Origin of the sequence: Leptospira kanakyensis (assembly GCF_004769235.1) — a bacterium.
GTDB lineage: Bacteria > Spirochaetota > Leptospiria > Leptospirales > Leptospiraceae > Leptospira_A > Leptospira_A kanakyensis.
In genome coordinates this window covers 88236-105151 of sequence record NZ_RQFG01000001.1, presented here as the reverse complement: position 1 = coordinate 105151, position 16916 = coordinate 88236, and the positions used below count along the sequence as shown (strand labels likewise).

The window sequence follows — 16916 nt, the reverse complement described above, 5'->3', positions numbered from 1 at the left end:
TCGGATACTTAGACGAATTTCGTAAAGGCATCCGACAGGAAATATTTTTATCTACCGATGGTGGAGGCGAGAAAACTACCGTATCCTTTTTCTTTTCCGAGTCCCGATACTGGTTTTCCCTGATCGACTGCTAGTTTTCCATTGATAAAAACTTTTTTTACAGTGTCATCGTTACGGCGAACCCAACGTTTGAAATCTTCCATAAATGGCATAGGTGCTTCCACATCCTTTGCAAGGGAATCATCTAATTTTGTAGGATCAATAAGGACAAGGTCTGCTCTTTTTCCTTCTTTGATATAACCGGCATCAATTCCAAACCAATCTCCAATCTCTCCTGTTAGACGGTGTACTGCTCTTTCCATTGTCATAAACGGTTTTTTCTCTAGTTCCGCATCGCGTACAAGTTTTAACATACGAAGGGGAAAGTTATAATGTGCCATACCACGTAAGTGAGCGCCGGCATCAGAAAAACCGATAAGGATGTCTGGATAAGAAACTATTTTTTGTAACGGCTCTTTTCTATGGTTGGCCATTACAGTGTACCAACGCACTTTGTTTCCATGTTCGGATACAAGATCTAAAAATGCAGTTACGGAATGTACACCTTTTTCTTTGGCAACATCATCAATTGATTTTCCAATCAATGATTTGTCTGGAGCATCCACAATTTTTGTTTCTTTGAAGTTCCTATGAAAAACACGAGGTAAAAACCAATTTGTCCATTGGCGTTTGAACCACGACCGGTAAGTTGGATCTTTCATCAGTTGTTTTCTTTCTAACTCATCTTCAATATGATTGGCTTTGGCACCGGCTGCAAATTCTTCAAAGACAACCACATCCATTCCATCAGCATACAAATCAAATGGTTCCGGAAGTGCCTGAAATTTAAAATCAGATCGAAAGATTGTATTTGTGATTCTACCAATGATATTAAGAAGTTTATACAAACCTGGATCAAACTTCACATCCATAAGTGAGATCACAGTTGTTTTTAGAGGTTTACGAAAAATACCAAATGCTTCTTTTAAAAACATTAACACGTTGATTTTTGTAGAAACGTTCGGAACCCCTTGGAAAATTTTTCCTCTTTTTCTTAAGGTTTTGTTTAGGTATTCGTATTCGCTCCAATTGGCGTAAGTAGAAGGGAGTGGTCTTGATCTAAATCTAGACCCATCCATTTTATCCCATACTAAGGTATTAATCGATAAACCCATAAAACCAGCATCTAGTGCTTCTTCTAGGTGTTGGTTCATTTTCTCTAACTCTTGTTTTGTGGGGTTTTCTCCTTTTGTTAAGGAACGTTCGAGACCCATCACATGGGCACGGATAGCCGAGTGTCCCGCAAAGGACGTGACATTGGGACCGAGAGGCATTGCATTTAAGTGTTTTTTATATTCGGAGGCGGAGTTCCAATTTTTTTTACTTTCTAAAATGGATAAAACATTCTTTCGGGGAATGGCTTCCACTCGGCTGAACATATCAGCAAGGTCTGTCGGATCACCCACAGCCAAACTGAGAGAACAACTTCCGAGAGAAATGGTTGTGACACCATGGCGTACCGATTCAGAAAGATCCGGTGCCATTTCAATCTCTGCGTCATAATGAGTATGAAAGTCTATAAACCCTGGTGTAAGCCAAAGTCCTTTGGCATCGATCACAGTTTCTCCAGAATTTGGATTTAATTCTGTTTTTGAAACGGTTTGAACCTTACCGTCTTTGATTCGCACATCACCCACAAAAGATGGATTTGTACTTCCATCAAAAATTCTTGCCTGTTTGATGAGAGTGTCTGCCATAATACCTCCGGAAAAACCAAACAAAATTATGGCAGATTGACAAAGATTTGTCAATGATTCAGTAGGATTTACCCCAGAGATTCTCTGGACGAAACTCCCTCTTGTTCAGAGGGAAACTGTCATACTGCTCGCTAAATCCACTAACTCTGCTTCGGTGATTTCTCGATTGTTTTCTTTTGAGGAGATAGTTTTGGCTATTTCAAACAAACGGTGGATTTCTTCTGTAGGTATTACGATCCCTCGTTTTTCTAACAAAAACTGGATGGCTCTATGTCCAGATTGGTTCGTAAAAGAAATGGTTTCGGAATCATTTCTTCCCACAAATTCAGGAGAAAAAGTTCGGTAAGCACCTTTGGATTGTTTGATGGTCTTGGCAACTCCATCTTGGTGGATCCCTGATCTATGTGAAAAAATATCTTCACCAATGATGGGCGTTTTTTCTCCAATCGGAATTCCTGTCATCTCTGCAATTCGTTTGGCCGTTGGATAAATTCTTTCGAAGTTGATTCCTAAGTTTTCGCCATTTTGGTGTAATGCGATGACGGTTTCATATAAATTTGTGTTTCCCGCTCTTTCACCCAATCCGTTGAGCGCCACTTCAATTTGTTCTGCACCAACATACACACATTCTACGGACGTTGCCGTAGCCATTCCTAAGTCATTATGAGTGTGGACAGATACTTTGGAACGTTCTCCAATAAAATCTTTCATCTCTTTCACCATATTGACAAATATCATCGGACGGTATCTTTCGACTGTGTTGGGTAAGTTGATGATATTGGCACCTGCTTCAATCGCCGCTAAAAATGCTTCTTTGGTGAACGCAAAGTTTTCAATGGCATCTCCAAAATGTTCGCCAGAAAATTGGATCTCAACCTCAGGTCCTACAATGGATCTGGCAAAAGAAACGGAGTTATGAATCTTTTGGATGACTTCTTGTTCTGAAATTTTCAAAACATGACGGATCGAAAAATCACTGACTGGATAGACAATATGCATTCTAGGATTCTTTGCAAATTGGATGGCTTCCCAGGTTTTTCTGATTTCCGTTTCGTTGGCCCGAGAAAGTCCCGCAATGGGCATTCCCTTAGGTGCTCGTTCCGCTAAGGTTTTACTTGCGACAAACTCTGTTTCGTTGGAAGAGGGAAATCCCACTTCGATCCCGTCGACACGCAATGCGACTAACAAATCGAAGACTTCGATTTTTTCCTCCAATGTCCATGGTTTTCGTAAAGCTTGGTTTCCGTCCCTTAAGGTAACGTCTTGGATTTTGATTTGTTTTGGTTTCATGGTTCCTCCGTATCCGCTCAAACTCTCGACCGGGAGGACCAAAATAAAAAAAGCCCACTTCCCGGTTGGGAGTGGGCTTTGTCACACAGCGCTGTCTCCCTCGATCTATACTAGTTCGAGGAGGAGGAGCAACTGAATGTTAGCAGATAATTTCATTGTTAACTTTTAGACGAACTGAACCAAGAATTCCTGTCAATTTTTTTTATAAATGAATCGAGAAATTTGAACAAGGCACACAAGGGTTCCAAATCCGATGGGGATGAGAAGGGTAAAGGAAATTTTGAATCCCACCCCAATTGCTACGGTGCTAAGGATGCTCGTAAGGAAAAATCCCGAAAAAACTCTACCGGAAACGGGTAAGTCCTTGTTTGCTTTCGCCAAATAGAAAACGGCAATGGAAGGCCCGAGAGTATAGGAAAAAATAGTGAGACCCATTTCTAAAAGTCCCTTTTCCCATGTTTGGATGAGAAAGTAAGGGATGAGGCTGGAAACAAATAGAGTGATTCCGAAAAACAAGGACAAGGCTTTCGGAGAAAACCATTGGTCCATTCCCCAATCTCGTGCCCAAGTGAGGGAAAGTGAATTGATGGTGGAACTGAGTGTGGACATAGCACTGGCAAGGATGGCTGCCACAAGAATTCCGAGAATCGGTGAGGGAACTTCATTCACAATGAATTGGCTAAATACTTTGTCGGGTGCCATGGTTTGGCCTTGGTAAAAAAGATAAAGAAGAGATCCGATCAGAAGAAAAAGTATGAATTGAAAGATAACAAGGATTCCACTTCCAATCAAAATCTTTTGGCCAGAAATTAAATTTTTTGTGGCAATAACTCGTTGGACTAACATTAAATCGGTTCCATGAGATCCAATCGAGATAAAGGCTCCACCTATCAGAGCAAATACGATAAAATAACTATTGTCACCTTCGGCAAGGTAATCCAATACAAATAAATTCCATTTTCCTAAAGTTTGGAGATTTGTGATCCCTTCGCCCATAGGAATTTCTAATTTATAAATCAGTAGACCGAGTGCAAAAATCCCACCTAATATGTAGATAAACCATTGGAGCACATCCGTAAAGACAATGGCTCGAAATCCTCCCACCACAGAATAGATGATGGTGACAATACTCAGAGTTGTGAGGGCGATCATTCCTAAAACTTCCGGTGAAAGTTTTAGGCCCATCTTTTCTAAAAGAAAGGCAATAGGTAAGGAACTTATATACAATCTGATCCCATCACCAAGTAAACGAGAGATGGTAAAAACAAAAGACATGGTTTTTTGTGGAGATTTACCTAATCGGTTTCCTATATATTCATAAACAGAAATTGTATTTCCTGAAAAATAGGATGGCAACAGATACAAAGCTACCACTGTCCTTCCGATCAAATATCCAAAAGCAATTTCTAGGAACCGGTAATCTCCTTTGAAAGTTAACGACGGTATACTTAAAAATGTTAAACTCGAAGTTTCCGTTGCAACGAGAGAAAGTAATAGAAAAATCCAATGGATTTCTTTTTTCGCTAAGTAAAAATCTTCTTCTTTTTGGTTGTTCTTTGCAAAATGAAATCCAAAATAAAAAACGATAACAAAATAAAAGATAAGAACGAATAAATCCCAGATCATAAATTTCCTTACACAATGATATTCAAATTTGGATACTTGAGTAACAATCGGAGTAAATCCGATCTTGTGACGATACCAATAGGATGATTATCGTCATCTACGACAGGAATACATCCAATTCTTTCTTCCAAAAGAACTTTCGTAACTCCTCTGATTTCTGATTGCGGCGATCCAACTAATACTCGTTTGGTCATTATGTCGGAAACTGGCCAGTCTCTTTCATAGGACTTACTTTTTTCTAAAATGTCCCGGTCGGAAACAAATCCAACAAGGATTCCCTGTCCATCGGTGATGGGGAGATGGCGGATCCTTTTTTCTAACATAAAATCCAAACAACTGGCTATGGTTTCAGTAGAGGGTAGGGCGTAGGCGGGTTGTGACATGATTTCTCGGAGGAAGTAGACCGTTTTTTCGGTCGGTCCCGCTGCTTCTTTGTAAACATCCCCGGGGGAGCGGTGTAAAAAAGAGGAGGATGGCGCATTTTGGGATTCACTCCCTTCCCCAGAAACCGGAGAACTTTTGCCTCCTGGATGGATTTTATGCACCCGATCTGAGGTGGCGGGTGGTGTTGTCGGTAAAATACGCCCATCATGAATCCAAAAGAACATAATTATGCCCTACCTTTCTAAAAGTTTGTCAAAAATAAGAAAAAACTTGCAAAAAACGAACAGTGGTTTTTTATGCATCCTACATTTCCGTAAAAGTTTCCCACGAAAAGGCAAAACCTATGATCAAAAACTACGATAACCTTTACCAAGCCCTCGTCCATGTCGCCGACGCCCTTCCAAACAAAGTCTCCTTCCGGAAACGAAAATCGGCCACCGAATTTCCTGGGATCAGCTTTGGAGATTTGAAGCAGTTTGTCGACCACTTGACTCTGGGTTTGATTGATCTCGGTGTCGAGGTAGGAGACCGGATTGGATTTTTCTGTGATGCCACTGTCAACTGGCTTCGCACCGATATGGCCATTTTGGTTTCCGGTGCGGTAGTGGTGCCCCGAGGAACTGACATTGTCCGAGAGGAGATACTTTATATTTTAAACCATTCAGAAGCCAAATACCTCGTGGTACAAAAACCAAAGGATAAAAAACGGATCGATGATTTGTCGAGTGAGCTCCCTCATTTAAAACAAATTTTTATTTTGGAAACTGACCAAGGGGATTTGTATGAGGGTGAAAATTCCATTTTAGCTCTCGTGAACAAAGGTAAAGAAAGATGGAGTCGTAACGGCAAACAAACATTAGAATCAAGGATTGAACAAACAGATCCAGATGCCCTCGCCACTTTGATTTATACATCGGGAACCACGGGAAATCCTAAAGGTGTGATGTTGTCCCAAAAAGGATGGATCACAGCGATTCAAAATACCATCTCTCGATTGGATATGAATGCAAATGATAATGCAGTGAGTTTGCTTCCGCCATGGCATGCTTTCGAAAGAGCGATCGAATATGCAGGTATTTTTCTTGGAATCGATTTTTTAATCTCCAATATGTCATCACTCAAAGATGATTTAAGAGATTTCCGACCAACCATATTTCCTTCTGTACCTAGGATTTGGGAATCGGTATACAATGGAATCATTGCTAAAGTTGCAAAAGAAGGAGGGTTCAAGGAAAAATTATTCCATTTCTTTTTGAAACTAGGTTCCACTTGGGCTCATTACTATGCCATGTCTTTTGGATTTGAATTTGAAATCAAAAAACCAAATTTCTTTGTTTCACTCATCAAACGAACTTATGGATTTTTTATTTTAGTTTTGTTATCTCCATTAAAACTAATTAGTATCAAAATATTTTCTGCGATCCATAAAGCCCTGGGTGGTCGTATCAGAATTTGTATTTCTGCAGGTTCAGCTCTTCCTAGTGTAGTGGATGGATTTTTATCTGCGATTGGACTCAAAGTTCTAGAAGGGTATGGAATGACAGAAACATCTGCGGTTGTGTCTATTCGATCCAACACCAAACCAACCAAAGGAACTGTAGGAATTCCGATAGCCGGGTATCAAATTCGATTGAAAGATGATACGGGAAAGATTGTGACCGAAGTTGGTGCCAAAGGAACCTTATGGATCAAATCCAAACAAATTCTAAAAGGTTATTATAAACGACCTGAACTCAACCAAGTTGTATTTGATACGGACGGTTTTTTTGATACGGGAGATCTGATGATGATTTCTCACAGAGGTGAACTAGTGTTTGCTGGTAGATCGAAAGATACCATTGCACTTATTGGCGGGGAAAACGTGGAACCCATCCCAATCGAAGACAAACTTTTAACTTCTCCTTTCATTGACCAGGTGATGGTAGTGGGTCATGATAAAAAGACATTAGGTGCTCTGATTGTTCCCAACTTCGAAGCAGTGGAAACAAAAGTTCCAGGAATTTCCAAAGAAAAAGCAGGTGAATGGAATTCAAATCCGAAAGTTCGGGAATTATACCGAGCAGAGATTTCACGCATTATATCTAGAGAAAACGGATTCAAAGGGTTCGAAATGGTGCCAGCTAACAATTTTTATGTGGTATCTCGTCCCTTTGATCCCGATGTCGAAATGACAAGAACTTTGAAAATGAAGCGAAATGTCATTTCGGAAGTATTTTCAAAACAAATTGAAGGAATTTACCAATGATACACCCGAAACTGAATCCCTATCTGAATGAGGAGGAAAGAAGTTTTTACAATACAGTATTTCAATTTTCAGAAGATAAAGTGTTTCCCACTGCGGAAGAACGTGATGAAAAAGAAATTTGGTCAGACGAGTTGTGGAAAGAGTTTAGTAAGGCAGGCCTTACTGGACTTACGATCCCTTCGGAATATGGTGGTGAGGGCGCTAGTTGTTTACAATGTTCTATTGCAACGGATGCCTTTGCTTCTGGATCTTTAGATGGTGGGATGGGACTCTCCTGGGTTGCTCATTTAGTGATTGGAACTATGCCAATTGTTTTCCAAGGAACTAAGGAACAAAAATCCAAATACCTTCCTAAACTTTCCACAGGCGAATGGATGGCTGGTTTTGCACTGACAGAACCTGCGTCTGGTTCCGATGCTGCTTCACTTTTGACAAAGGCAGAAGAAGTGGAAGGTGGTTGGAAGTTAAACGGAACAAAGATGTACATCACCAATGGCCCCGTAGGACAAGTGTTTGTTGTCATGGCAAGGACTTCCGAAAAAGGAAGAGGGCCAATGGGCATCTCTGCCTTTATTGTAGAAAATAATACTCCTGGATTTAAAGTTAGTAAGGTTTTAAAAAAACTAGGCCATCATACCTCTATGACCGCTGAACTTGTGTTTGAAGATATGGTGGTCCCTAAAGAAAATTTACTTGGACCAATCAATACAGGTTTTATGCGAATTGGTAAAGAAACTTTGGAATGGGAAAGAACTGTTTTTGTGGCAGGTCTTGCCGGTGCTATGGAATTTTGTTTTCGTAAAGGACTTCGTTACGCCAACGAAAGAGTTCAATTTGGAAAATCGATTTCTAATTTTTATGGAATGCGTGATATCCTTGTCCGTAACTGGGTATACATTCAAGCGGCAAGAAGGCTGATTTATTGGGTTGCTGAAAGAAAGGATCGTGGTATCGCTTCTCCCTTGGAAAGTAGTTTGGGAAAACTGATTTCTTCTGAAATTGCAGAGGATGTTGCGAAAGATTCTGTCCAACTCTTTGGTGGCTATGGGTATATGAAAGAATACTCTGTGGAACGATTTTACAGAGATGTAAAACTCGGAACCATTGGTGGGGGAACAAGCGAAATCCAACGTTCTATCATTTCCTCTTTGTATCCTGGAAAAGAAAAGTTTCAAAATGAATTTTCAAAAATTACCAATGAATCGGGAATTCCGGATCAGATCCAAAACATACTTTTTGATATTATCATTTCTATGGATGCAGAAACGAATCGGAAAAAACTCCAGTCGGTAGAATTTGCTTTTGCAGACGTTTTGTCCATATTTGTGATCCTTTCTTTGTCAGAAATCGATACCCATAAATCTTCAGAATACTATTCTTTGGATGAAAAATTGATGGATCGAAAGTTACTTTCGTATTATCTTGTGGGGAAATATCTTATGTCTTTCAGTCGACTTTCAAACTATGTTCCCTCCCAGTTAGATTTATTGTGGGGTTACTATTCTCAGTTGGGTAAGTCTATCGAGGAGACCGTACATTCACGATTCCAAACTCTGCAGGAACTTTTATAGCCAATGAAAGCAGCTGGCCGAATTGCATTTTTTTATTTGTTATTCGGCTATCTCTGGATTTATTTTTCAGACTATGCAATTTCGCTTATTTTTGCATCCGTCGAAGACATTCGCGAATTCCAAAGTCTGAAAGGTTGGGGTTTTGTCACTCTCTCCGCTGCGATTATTTTTGTATTACTCGTTCGTGAGTTACGCAGGCAAAAAAGGGTACTCTTTGAAAAAATAGAATCTGATCAACTTTTCCAAGTCATTTTAGAGCGGATTGAAGACGCAGTGATCGTTTTCAATTTAGATACTTGGAAAATTGATTTTCTTAGTGAACAAGTTTCCAGACTTTTTGACATTCCTACAAAAGATATTCTCACTCATCCACAACTACTCATCGAAAGAGTCCATGAACTGGACAGAGACCGAATGACCAATATTTGGATGAACCAACTAAGGGAAAACCATACAGGGCTTTTGTATCGCATTCGAAAGTTAGATGGTCACATTAGCTGGGCGTTAGAACACCGACTTTTTATACCAAGTAATGAAGGTAGTGCAAATAAGGCAGTTGCTGTCATTACTGATATGACTAGTTATATGGAAAACCAATCCAAATTGGAACGTTCGTTGAAAGAAAACGAAACCTTACTCACGGAAGTCCATCACAGAGTAAAAAATAACTTAGCAGTTGTTATTTCCTTCCTGCAACTTCAGGTATATTCCTCTCCACCTGAAACGGCCGATATTTTGGAACAGAGTATTGTAAGAATCAAAGCGATTGCCTTGGTTCATGAAAAGTTATATAGTAGTAAAAATTTATCTGGTCTAAGTTCTGTAGATTATATCACAAGTCTTGTTGAGAACATCAAACTTATGTATATGAGGACTGATATTAATATAGAACTTCAAATCCAAAAATTGGAGTTTAACATTGTAGATGCAATTCCAATGGGACTTATGATCACCGAGATGTTGACCAATAGTTTTCGGCATGCATTTGTCGGTGGAAAACCAGATGCTTTGATCAAAATTGATTTTCTAGTTAAAGATAATTTCAATTATGAATTAAAATACAGGGACAATGGAGTGGGATTTCCTCCCGAGCTGAACTATCGAAAAGCAGAATCCATTGGTTTATCAGTTATTTTTTCGTTATGTAGTCAGATGAATGGCCGTGAGGTAGAATGTTCTTCCAAACCCAATGAAGGTGTATTCTACCACTTTGCCTTTTCACCTAAAAAAGTAATCTTAAAGGAAAATTCAAATGTACCAAAAGGGTAAAAGTTTTTTAGAAATCCAAATCGGAGATTCTGCATCCTTTACCAAAACCATTACGGAAACCGACGTGTATTTATTTGCAGGGATCAGTGGTGATTTTAATCCTCTTCATGTAGATGAAGAGTATGCAAAAACAACAAACTTTGGCACAAGGATTGCTCATGGAGGTCTTGCCGCCTCGTTACTGGCGCCGGTACTTGGGATGAAACTACCTGGGCTTGGAACGGTTGCGTTAGAAACTACAACTAAGTTTCGAAAACCAGTTTATTTTGGAGATACAATCACTTGTTTTGTGGAGGTTGTGGAAAAAGTTGAAAGATTGAAAGCTGTGAAAATGAAAATTGTTTGGACCAATCAAAAATCAGAAGTAGTGAGTAAAGGGGAAACTCTTGTCATTCCTCCCGGTTGAGAAATTGTCCAACAATCCCAATTTCATCTTCTACATATTCGCGAATTTCTTCTAACTCATCTTCATCTAGAATTTCTTCTAAAATTTCTTCCCCGGATTCATCTTGTCCAATTCGCATAACAATGTATCCGGGAACATCGGAATCAGGATCATCAATTTCTACATTGACAAACTGAAATTCAGCCTCTGTTGATGGGAGAAATACAAGATAATCATTTCCCATTTGCGAAAAGGAATAAAACACTTCCCATTGGTAGTTGTTTCCCTTTTCATCTACAAGATCGATTTCTTCTGTGACTCTTGACGGAAGAAAGTCATCTCCTTGAAATCCTAAATCCTTCATGTCCATCAGGAAAAGAACTCCTTCTCAAATGGTAGGCTGTGTTTTTTTTTGAAATTACATTCTTTGCAGGCAGGAACTAAGTTTGCTTTTACCGATTTTCCACCTCGAATCAATGGAATTAGGTGGTCCATGGTAAGTTCTTCTACTTTAAATTTTTTTCCACAATAATGACAAACCCCAGAAGAACGTTTGTTTTTCCACCAGGCACTTGATTTTAGTTCTTTTGCTTTCCTTCTTTCCCGAGCAATTTCTTCATCACTCACATCGGAAAAAAATGAATCGGAGGGACTTTCCGTCATGATTTAAAAAAATCTGTTTTTTTCTCTTCGTCAAGAAAAAGATGGAGGAATGGGAAGACTAGTCTATCTCGACAATCTGCGATCTTTTGCTCTCTTGCTGGGAATTGTGTTTCATGCGGCCATTGTGTATGCGGCGGAAATCAAATATGCCATCCAGGATACAAACAGAAGCGATATCCTTTCTTATTTTTGTTATTGGATCCATAGTTATCGGATGCCCATGTTTTATATGATTTCCGGTTTTTTTTCCGCTTTGGTTTTAGAAAAAAAAGGAACCAAGTTTTATTTGGAAGCAAGATTCAAAAGAGTTTTAATTCCTACAATTTTTGGACTTATCTTTCTCGCACCGATCCAGTATTACCTCACCGAACGGTTAAAAACTAATACATTGGAACTTCTTCCATTCCTCGATTATTTTTTTACTAAGGATCATTTCCAACATTCCCATATTTGGTTTTTGGTCGATTTGTTTTGTTTTAGCATTCTTTATACTTTGATACCAAAGTCTTTTTTTACTCTAAAGTTCTGGGCCAAAATTCCCAAAGGACTTCCCAGATATTTACTTCTCCTGGCTTTTTGTTTTCTTTTTGTTTTCTTCTCTCATTCACAGATTTCTAAAGGGGAATCTTATTACGGAATCTTTAAACTTACATTTATATTCCAGTTTTCTTTTTTTCTTATCGGTGTATTTTCCTATCATTGGAAAACCATATTAATCCAAAAGGATAACAATTCTAAAATCAAAACATTGGCCATTTTTGTTTGGGCAATCGTTGTGTATTTGTTATTTAAAGATATGGAAATTGACGATCCACTTTGGATCTATTTCCAATATGTGAATGTTTGGGTTAGGGGATTCCATATTTTTTTATGGGTTTTGTCTCCCTTTTTGTGGACTAGTTTTCTTGTTTTTATATTTCAAATTTTGGGAAACAGGGAAGGTAAACTGGGATCTTATTTGATTGAGGCCAGTCTCCCGATTTATTTAGTCCACCATCCCATCTCTCTTATGTATGCATTTTGGATACGGGATATAGAATGGGGGATATGGGTTAAGTTTTCACTCCATATTATGGTTGTGTTAGGTGGTAGTTTTTTTCTGTATGAATTTTTAATCCGAAAGATAAAACCGTTACGGATTCTTTTCGGATTAAAAACTACATAAGTTTATGTTCTGCTGATGGCTTGGATGGCGGAGGCAACAGCAGAATCCATACTTCCTGTATGGAATGCCAAATGTTCTCCTGCAAAAAATACTCTTTCGAATGGTTCGGCCCAAATATCTTTGATTCCAAAACTTCCCGGTGGAAACAAGGATACAAATCCTGGTCGGCCGGTTGTTTTTTGGAAACTATGGAAAACAAAAGGTGATTCAAGGATTAGTTCCAATTCACCTACTTCTTCCAAGGAAGATGTCATTAGATTTTTTTTCTGACGATCACTACCTTTTTCGAACAAAGAAGCTCTGTCTCCCGTGCTTATGGAAGTAACTGCTGTTACATTGTTTCCAACGGCAGATTCAGATACGTATAAGGTTTCTGCGGCAGTGTTTGTAGATAAAAAGAATTTTGACAGGGAATCTTTGGATTTGACCAAACTTAAATTTTTAGATATTTTTCCGGTTTGCATCCTAAGGGCAGAATAAATCAAATCTTTTGGCAAACCTGGCATCCATTTGATATCAAGAACGGCAGCAGAAGGTAGAGAACAAACCACCAAACTTCCTTTTACGGAACGTCCAGAAGATAGTTCTACAGTGACTTGATTTTTTTGTTGGGAAACCTTTGTGACTGTTTCTCCTAAAATGAATTCTTGGTTTTTTAGAGAATTTGATAGTTCTTTTATGATTCGTTCTGCCCCACCTCGTACTTGAAATTTTGGTTTCAAAGCGGATTGGAATGCAGAGAGGTCATCTAACACTGATTCACTCGATATTTGGTTGAGATCAGCGCCGAGGATCACTCGGTATAATTCGTTCATAGAACGAATTTCTTCCTCTGTTAAACCTTGGTAACGGGCATAGGATGAAAAATTGATTTTGTCTAATCCTTGTTTTTGTGTGTTGCCCAAAGATTTATGAAGTTCAATGACTTTGTCCAAGGTTTCGAGGGAAGAAGAAGAGATTTTTAATGAATCCGCATTTGATTTTTGGAGTGAAAATCGATCCGTAACATTGGAAGGAACTAGATCTAAACCTAGTTGTTTGACTAAACTTTTGATGTCTGATTGTCCTTCACCAATCCACTCACCACCTAAATCTTGTAAGATTCCTAGTTCTGAATTTTCATAGGTGGCAATCCGCCCACCCAATTTTTCGCCTCTTTCAATGACAGTGACCTCATACCCAGTTTGTTTCAAAAGATAGGCAGAGTAGAGTCCTGAAAGGCCGCCACCTAGGACAATGGCCTTTTTCCCACCACTAGACTTGGGTTTGGTTTCCGAACTTGTAACTGTTGTGGTTTGTCCGAATGATTTTTTAGGAAGGATTAACCCTGCCCCGAAGGTAACAGCGCTCAGCTTTTGTAGGAAGGTTTTTCGATTCATAGAACTTTCCCCTATTTTAACAATCGAAACAAAAAAGGCTAGAAAAATTAGAAAAATACAATCTAGTAACTTTGTCTTTTTAAGCGAATTGGGAGATCTATACTTTGTTTTTCCACCAAGTAAAATTTTTTTTTGTTAGCCTTATTGTATTTTTGCCGGGGGTTTTGTTTTCGGAATCCGCCATCGTACTTTCACCCCAGCTTTCTGGAAAACTCATTTGGCAAGAGGTTCTTGTTTTAGAGGACAAAGATCAGTCCCTTTCGGAAACAAGTATCACCAATGGATCCAATGATTCCCGATTTCAAAAAATCTCCTCACCCAATTTAGGGTTTTCGAAATCAACTTTTTGGGTTCGGATCCAAATCCAAAATCCCACAGAGGAACTCATCCGTTGGAATTTGGTATTTGATTTCCCTCTCCTAGATGAAATTCAAATTTTTAGTAACAACCTTCCCAAAACATTGGTTCGCACTTTAGGGGATACACATCCCTTTGGAAATCGAAATTTGGATTATAGGAATCCTGTATTTCCTTTAGAATCGACACCCGGTTCTAGTTCCGTGTATTATTTACGAATCCAATCGGAATCTACCATTCCACTAACACTTGGTATTTGGACGGAACGTGAGTTTTCTGACCAGCTAAACAAAGAACAAATGATCTTCGGTTTGTTTTATGGAATTTTATTTGTGATGGTCGCTTATAACTTTTTTATTTATATTTTTACTTATGAAAAAAGTTATCTATTTTATTTGTTTTTTATTAGTTCCATTTTCTTTTTCCATTTGATCAACAATGGTTTTGCCTTTCAGTATCTTTGGCCGAATTGGATCTTTTGGGGAAACTATTCTCTCCCATTTTTTATCTGTTTCTCTTGTATTACGGGAATCTTTTTTACCGACAACTATCTCAATTTAAAAAAACACTTACCCAATATTTCAAAAATGATGTGGATTTGGGCGGGAATTCTATTTCTCTTTTCCGGGATTTTGTTTTTCTTGCATTACCGCATTGCGATGGTGACTGCAATTTTCCTAACAGTTCCGACGGCTCTCATTATGGTATTTAGCGGTGTTTCTACTTATTTATTAAATGTCAGGACATCTCGGTATTTTTTGATCTCTTGGTCTTTTTTTCTATTAGGCGTTCTTTTGTATTCTTTAAAGAGTTTGGGTATTTTGCCAGACAACCAAATCACTCGTTGGACCATTCAAATTGGAACTGCTTTGCAGACCATCTTGTTGTCGTTAGGTCTTGCTGATAGGATCAACTTTCTAACTAGAAGCCTTCGGGACAACCTTCGGGAACTTTCTCATGCAAAATTAAAAATCGAAGAATCCGAAAAACGATTCCGGGAAATTTTTCAAGGTTCCGATGAAGTAATTCTGATGATGAACGAAAATTTTGAAGTCATCAATGCCAATAGAGCTCTGTCAAAACATATGGGGTTTCGATTGGATGATTTACGTGGTAAAAAAATCACAGACTTACTCTATATGGGTAGGGATCAAAAATCAGATTATAATGTGATGTATGTAAACGATAAACTCACAGATTTAAAAATGACAGGTTCCATCATTAATTTCAAAACAGAGTTTGGACAAAAATATGTAAAGGAACCAAAAGAAATGTATTGCCGGTTGCAGTACATTGACTTCGACGAAACGAGGGAAGTCCTTGTGACCATGTCTTCTCAATATGAAGATACCATCATCCAACTCATCGAGTCAGAAAAAATCGAACTTTCGATGAATAATTACTTACGAAATGCTGAACTTGTCTCACAAAAGATTACTTCACAACTTGCAAAATATCTATCCACTGTGGAACAAACTGAAGTTAGGTCTTCGGTGCGTGAAATTGTGATCAATGCAGTGGAACATGGAAATTTGAATATTAGTTTTGATGAAAAATCCAAGGCTCTTATCGAAGGAAATTATTTGGAGTTTTTACAAAAAAGGCAAGAAGATCCACGTTATAGCCAGAAACGAGTCAAAATCGAATATTCTTTTACCAGAGAGTATGTTGCTTATCGAATCACTGACGAAGGTCGTGGTTTTGACCATAAAAAACATATGGAAAAATCAATTGAAGAAATGAATGAAGCACACATACAACATGGGCGAGGAATTCTTATGACAAAATCTGTTTTTGACCGGATCGAATACAATGACCGCGGAAACCAAGTGAGTCTAATTAAATTTTTAAATAAAGATTAGTTTCGAACCCAGTCGAGAACCCACCATTCATTCCATTCTTTGGAGTAGAGGAGTTTTCCTGGTAAATGACTTTGTAACAAACTAAGGAACTGGTCTTTTTTTTCTGTGATGATTCCAGAAAATATAATTCTTGGGGCTTCAATTTTTGCCAGATGACGGATGTTTTGTGAAAGAACTGCAAAAGTAATATTGGCAATGGCTAAATCGTATTTTGTATCCGACAACTTGGGATTATCAATTCCGGATTCTTCCACACTGAATTGAAATCCTTTTGGATATTCGTTTTCCGTCCAATTGGACCAAGCAGCTTTTACCGCATTAGGATCAATGTCCAAAGCAAAAATTTTGGAAACACCAAACTTAGCAAGGCCGATGGATAATATTCCAGAACCTGTTCCCACATCACAAGCGGATTGAAATTGGAACTCACCTTTTGTATAAAGTTCATCCAAATACTCTAATATGAGTTTGGTGGTTTCATGATGTCCCGTTCCGAAAGCCACACCCGGATTGATGAAGAGAGGAATCCCTCCATTTGGTTTCCAAAGTTTGATTGTATCGGGTTCATTTTTTTCCCAAGTGGGAATCACCCAAAGTTTTGTCCCGATAGAAAATGGTTTATAGTATTCTTTATAAGCTTCTTCATAATCACGAGTTTCGATATTTCGGGATTCTGCATTCGAATTGTTTGGTGCGTGAATTTTTAAGAAGATAAGGATCTTTAATTCTTTATCGACTTCATCGGTTTGAAGATAGATACGAATGTTTGTATTGTCTCGGATTAGGCCCTGGTCTTTTTCTTTGGGAGCTTCCCCATCAAATAATATTTCGTAATAACCAGCACACTGGAGTGTATCCAACAGTTCATAAAAACTGTCGGATAATTCTTTGGGTAAATTGACTTTGAGTTCTCTATATTCCAAT

The 16916-nt window shown here is 38.5% G+C and carries 14 protein-coding genes; 6 read left to right on the top strand and 8 right to left on the bottom strand.

Features of this window, described 5'->3' with window-relative positions:
* Window positions 1–47: 47 nt before the first annotated feature.
* The 4 genes from EHQ16_RS00470 to EHQ16_RS00455 all read right to left on the bottom strand — a co-directional run bounded on the left by EHQ16_RS00470 (window position 48) and on the right by EHQ16_RS00455 (window position 5320).
* The gene (locus EHQ16_RS00470) at window positions 48–1796 is read right to left on the bottom strand and encodes an N-acyl-D-amino-acid deacylase family protein (protein WP_135637561.1); all 1749 of its coding nucleotides are present in this window, start codon (window positions 1794–1796) and stop codon (window positions 48–50) included.
* A gap of 105 nt (window positions 1797–1901) precedes the next feature.
* On the bottom strand, window positions 1902–3086 hold the full coding sequence (gene leuA2 / locus EHQ16_RS00465) for a 2-isopropylmalate synthase LeuA2 (RefSeq protein WP_135637560.1): 1185 nt from the start codon (window positions 3084–3086) through the stop codon (window positions 1902–1904).
* 192 nt (window positions 3087–3278) lie between these two features.
* Window positions 3279–4712: a sodium:solute symporter gene (locus tag EHQ16_RS00460; RefSeq protein ID WP_135637559.1), complete on the bottom strand. Its 1434-nt coding sequence runs from the start codon at window positions 4710–4712 to the stop codon at window positions 3279–3281.
* An 8-nt stretch (window positions 4713–4720) separates the two neighbouring features.
* Window positions 4721–5320 (bottom strand): CBS domain-containing protein, encoded by a 600-nt coding sequence (locus tag EHQ16_RS00455; RefSeq protein ID WP_135637558.1) that lies wholly within the window; start codon window positions 5318–5320, stop codon window positions 4721–4723.
* Between the two features lie 119 nt (window positions 5321–5439).
* Here EHQ16_RS00455 and EHQ16_RS00450 point away from each other — a divergent pair, with 119 nt between their 5' ends.
* From EHQ16_RS00450 to EHQ16_RS00435, 4 genes are read left to right on the top strand one after another with little or no spacing between them, the layout of a single operon-like run.
* Window positions 5440–7341: an AMP-dependent synthetase/ligase gene (locus tag EHQ16_RS00450; RefSeq protein WP_135637556.1), complete on the top strand. Its 1902-nt coding sequence runs from the start codon at window positions 5440–5442 to the stop codon at window positions 7339–7341.
* Window positions 7338–8912, top strand: coding sequence for an acyl-CoA dehydrogenase family protein (locus EHQ16_RS00445; protein ID WP_135637554.1), 1575 nt, complete (start codon window positions 7338–7340; stop codon window positions 8910–8912). Before EHQ16_RS00450 ends, EHQ16_RS00445 begins: the two co-directional genes overlap by 4 nt.
* Window positions 8913–8915: 3 nt before the next feature.
* Window positions 8916–10181: a sensor histidine kinase gene (locus EHQ16_RS00440; protein WP_135637552.1), complete on the top strand. Its 1266-nt coding sequence runs from the start codon at window positions 8916–8918 to the stop codon at window positions 10179–10181.
* The gene (locus tag EHQ16_RS00435) at window positions 10165–10587 is read left to right on the top strand and encodes a MaoC family dehydratase (RefSeq protein ID WP_135637550.1); all 423 of its coding nucleotides are present in this window, start codon (window positions 10165–10167) and stop codon (window positions 10585–10587) included. The genes EHQ16_RS00440 and EHQ16_RS00435 overlap by 17 nt, the downstream gene beginning before the upstream one ends.
* Here the strand turns inward: EHQ16_RS00435 and EHQ16_RS00430 are convergent.
* A complete protein-coding gene (locus tag EHQ16_RS00430) occupies window positions 10571–10936 on the bottom strand; it encodes a DUF1292 domain-containing protein (protein WP_135637548.1) in 366 nt (121 codons plus the stop codon). The two genes, EHQ16_RS00435 and EHQ16_RS00430, sit on opposite strands and share 17 nt — an antisense overlap.
* Window positions 10936–11229 carry an HNH endonuclease gene (locus tag EHQ16_RS00425; protein ID WP_135637546.1) on the bottom strand — a complete coding sequence of 98 codons (294 nt, stop codon included), beginning with the start codon at window positions 11227–11229 and terminating at the stop codon, window positions 10936–10938. Before EHQ16_RS00425 ends, EHQ16_RS00430 begins: the two co-directional genes overlap by 1 nt.
* Before the next feature lie 49 nt (window positions 11230–11278).
* On the opposite strand from EHQ16_RS00425, the gene EHQ16_RS00420 reads away from it, so the two are divergent.
* Window positions 11279–12394: an acyltransferase family protein gene (locus EHQ16_RS00420; protein ID WP_135637544.1), complete on the top strand. Its 1116-nt coding sequence runs from the start codon at window positions 11279–11281 to the stop codon at window positions 12392–12394.
* Between the two features lie 2 nt (window positions 12395–12396).
* Here EHQ16_RS00420 and EHQ16_RS00415 read toward each other — a convergent pair whose 3' ends face one another.
* The gene (locus EHQ16_RS00415; RefSeq protein WP_135637542.1) at window positions 12397–13773 is read right to left on the bottom strand and encodes a flavin monoamine oxidase family protein; all 1377 of its coding nucleotides are present in this window, start codon (window positions 13771–13773) and stop codon (window positions 12397–12399) included.
* A gap of 104 nt (window positions 13774–13877) precedes the next feature.
* On the opposite strand from EHQ16_RS00415, the gene EHQ16_RS00410 reads away from it, so the two are divergent.
* Window positions 13878–15992, top strand: a complete 2115-nt coding sequence (locus EHQ16_RS00410) for a 7TM diverse intracellular signaling domain-containing protein (protein WP_135637541.1) — start codon at window positions 13878–13880, stop codon at window positions 15990–15992.
* On the opposite strand, the gene EHQ16_RS00405 is transcribed toward EHQ16_RS00410, so the two are convergent.
* Window positions 15989–16915, bottom strand: a complete 927-nt coding sequence (locus EHQ16_RS00405; protein ID WP_135637539.1) for a 50S ribosomal protein L11 methyltransferase — start codon at window positions 16913–16915, stop codon at window positions 15989–15991. The genes EHQ16_RS00410 and EHQ16_RS00405 overlap by 4 nt on opposite strands.
* Window position 16916: the final 1 nt, after the last annotated feature.

What these genes read in the sequence shown, in the direction of transcription:
- EHQ16_RS00450 (WP_135637556.1), top strand. Translation starts at nt 5,440, where the DNA reads ATGATCAAAAACTACGATAACCTTTACCAAGCCCTCGTCCATGTCGCC.
- EHQ16_RS00420 (WP_135637544.1), top strand. Translation starts at nt 11,279, where the DNA reads ATGGGAAGACTAGTCTATCTCGACAATCTGCGATCTTTTGCTCTCTTG.
- EHQ16_RS00470 (WP_135637561.1), bottom strand. Translation starts at nt 1,796, where the DNA reads ATGGCAGACACTCTCATCAAACAGGCAAGAATTTTTGATGGAAGTACA.
- EHQ16_RS00445 (WP_135637554.1), top strand. Translation starts at nt 7,338, where the DNA reads ATGATACACCCGAAACTGAATCCCTATCTGAATGAGGAGGAAAGAAGT.
- EHQ16_RS00455 (WP_135637558.1), bottom strand. Translation starts at nt 5,320, where the DNA reads ATGTTCTTTTGGATTCATGATGGGCGTATTTTACCGACAACACCACCC.
- EHQ16_RS00415 (WP_135637542.1), bottom strand. Translation starts at nt 13,773, where the DNA reads ATGAATCGAAAAACCTTCCTACAAAAGCTGAGCGCTGTTACCTTCGGG.
- EHQ16_RS00430 (WP_135637548.1), bottom strand. Translation starts at nt 10,936, where the DNA reads ATGGACATGAAGGATTTAGGATTTCAAGGAGATGACTTTCTTCCGTCA.
- EHQ16_RS00460 (WP_135637559.1), bottom strand. Translation starts at nt 4,712, where the DNA reads ATGATCTGGGATTTATTCGTTCTTATCTTTTATTTTGTTATCGTTTTT.
- EHQ16_RS00425 (WP_135637546.1), bottom strand. Translation starts at nt 11,229, where the DNA reads ATGACGGAAAGTCCCTCCGATTCATTTTTTTCCGATGTGAGTGATGAA.
- leuA2 (WP_135637560.1), bottom strand. Translation starts at nt 3,086, where the DNA reads ATGAAACCAAAACAAATCAAAATCCAAGACGTTACCTTAAGGGACGGA.
- EHQ16_RS00440 (WP_135637552.1), top strand. Translation starts at nt 8,916, where the DNA reads ATGAAAGCAGCTGGCCGAATTGCATTTTTTTATTTGTTATTCGGCTAT.
- EHQ16_RS00435 (WP_135637550.1), top strand. Translation starts at nt 10,165, where the DNA reads ATGTACCAAAAGGGTAAAAGTTTTTTAGAAATCCAAATCGGAGATTCT.